Annotated in this window: 2 protein-coding genes; both read right to left on the bottom strand. The window is 57.6% G+C overall.

Annotation, left to right across the window (positions count from 1 at the left end; genetic code table 11):
• On the bottom strand, positions 1 to 285 hold a 285-nt coding region (locus tag VEG30_11910), incomplete at its 3' end, for a hypothetical protein (GenBank protein HXZ80629.1).
• A gap of 309 nt (positions 286 to 594) precedes the next feature.
• Positions 595 to 1746, bottom strand: a complete 1152-nt coding sequence (locus tag VEG30_11905; GenBank protein HXZ80628.1) for an IS30 family transposase — start codon at positions 1744 to 1746, stop codon at positions 595 to 597.
• Positions 1747 to 2049: the final 303 nt, after the last annotated feature.

Below are 2049 nucleotides of genomic sequence, written 5' to 3'. Positions count from 1 at the left end.
GCCGCAAAGAAACACGCCGCAGAAGCCCGCTATTGCCACCATCCCTATGCGCGGATAAATCGTTGACCACTTTTCTCTAATTTCGCGAACGGCAAACAGTGCCAGTCCGAACGCAACGGTCATCCAGCGAAAAAACGCAAGCGAGAACGAGGGTATCTCTCCTGCATTCGCACGTGCGACGATGTTATTCGTGGAAAGCATGAAGGCGACGACGACGAAGCCAATGATTGCGAATACTGCTGACGAGTGCGTCGACGTCCCTGACCCACTCTCGAGCTGCTTCATCGTTCTGCACCGATGGCTGCACCGATAAGCATACTCGCTTCGAAGCAATCCTTGAACCTACGAATGTCCGCTTTGGGTCTTGGCTGTGTGAAAACTCGACGGTGCGCGACGACGATAGAATAGGCATTCGGCATTCGGTCAAATCGCCATTAGCTGCGCAAAGATTCTTGGACGAGTCAATTTGAGTTGGTGTGAGAAAAATCATTCTCACCGCTTTTCAATTTTTCGCGTTTTTACACAGGCTAGGGCATTCAGGTCGTTTCGGCGATGTCCGCGTCACGTCCACTTATCCCCTGTGGGTTCAACCGATCAGTGCAACACTGCTTGTAGTCTATCGGCTGGCGTTTCGAAGCCCAAGGTCTTTCGCGGACGTTGATTGAGCCGCAGGGCAATCGCGTTCAGATAACTCTGAGAGATGCGCGAGAAGTCGGTTCCTCTCGGGAAGTACTGACGCAGCAGGCCATTGGTGTTCTCGTTTGATCCACGCTGCCACGGGCTGCGCGGATCACAGAAGTAAACCTGGACGTTGGTGGCAACCGTGAAGCGCTTGTGGGCGTGCATCTCTTTGCCTTGATCCCAGGTCAGGGAGCGTCGCAGCTCCTTAGGCAGCTTGCGGATGTGCTTGGCAAGCGTAGCAACAACAGTCGTCGTGTCCTTGCGGGGAATCCTGACGAGCATCGTGAAGCGGGTATTGCGCTCGACGAGAGTGGCAATGTGCGTGTCGTTCGCTCCGGTAAGAAGGTCTCCTTCCCAATGCCCCGGCACGGCGCGATCCTCAACCTCGGCGGGCCGCTCGCGGAAGGAAACCATATCGAGGATATGCCCCTGCCCACTCTTCGCGTTGTGGCTCTTGGAGCGACGCATCCGCCGCGCAGTACGCAAGTGCGCCGTTAGCGCCTTCTTCAGCACGCCGCGGGTCTGGATGAACAGACTGCGATAGATCGCTTCGTGAGATATCTGCATGTCGTGGTCGGCTGGGAACTCCTGCTTCAGCCAGCCGGAGATCTGCTCCGGCGACCATTGCAGCGCGAGCTTTTGCGCGACACGCCATCGTAGCTTCCGATGCAGCGCCAAGCGACAAGGCTTCGGGCGCAACGCCCGCTCCCAGGCACGCCGATCAGCCCGGTTTGCTCGATAGGCCTGGCTGCCACCGTTGCGCCTGATCTCCCGGCTTACTGTCGATGGTGCCCGTCCGAGGCCCTGGGCGATCTGCCGGATCGACCGGCTTGCTGCAATGCCACGGGAAATCTCTTCGCGTTCCTCAAGCCTTAGTGCTGCCAAGGCCCTCCCGCGCGGCATCGGCGCGATCCCTCCATGGAGTACTACGATCCGCTCAACGCCGGTCTTGTTCCTCCTTTCTAGCGCCCGCGAGATAGCCGCAGCACTTTGCCCTTTCTTCCAGCGCTCCCAGAGTTCAGCCTTCTGTTTGGCCGTGAACCTTATCCGTGACCGCAACCCCATCGCACACCTCCCCATCCCGCAAGATTAGAAGGTGTTGCATCGATCAGTTGAACTCACCCCCCCGAAAGCGGACATTGAACCCGGCACATCTCCGCCTGTCCCGCCTATTTCATTTTATGAGTACACGCCCTAGTTGGTTTGCTGCGGGCCATTCGCAGCCACGCGGCTACTATTTTAAAATACGAGCTATGGAACTATGGGCGGTTGGCTTCAAGTGGCCCGGCCCGTGTTTGCGCACGGCCGGGCTGCGCCTATTAGGCGCTGATTTGCCGCCCTTGGCAATTAAACAAATTTGAAGTGCCC

Source organism: Terriglobales bacterium (assembly GCA_035624455.1).
GTDB lineage: Bacteria > Acidobacteriota > Terriglobia > Terriglobales > Acidobacteriaceae > DASPRM01.
This window is presented reverse-complemented; position numbering and strand designations above follow the sequence as displayed.

What these genes read in the sequence shown, in the direction of transcription:
- VEG30_11905 (HXZ80628.1), bottom strand. Translation starts at nt 1,746, where the DNA reads ATGGGGTTGCGGTCACGGATAAGGTTCACGGCCAAACAGAAGGCTGAA.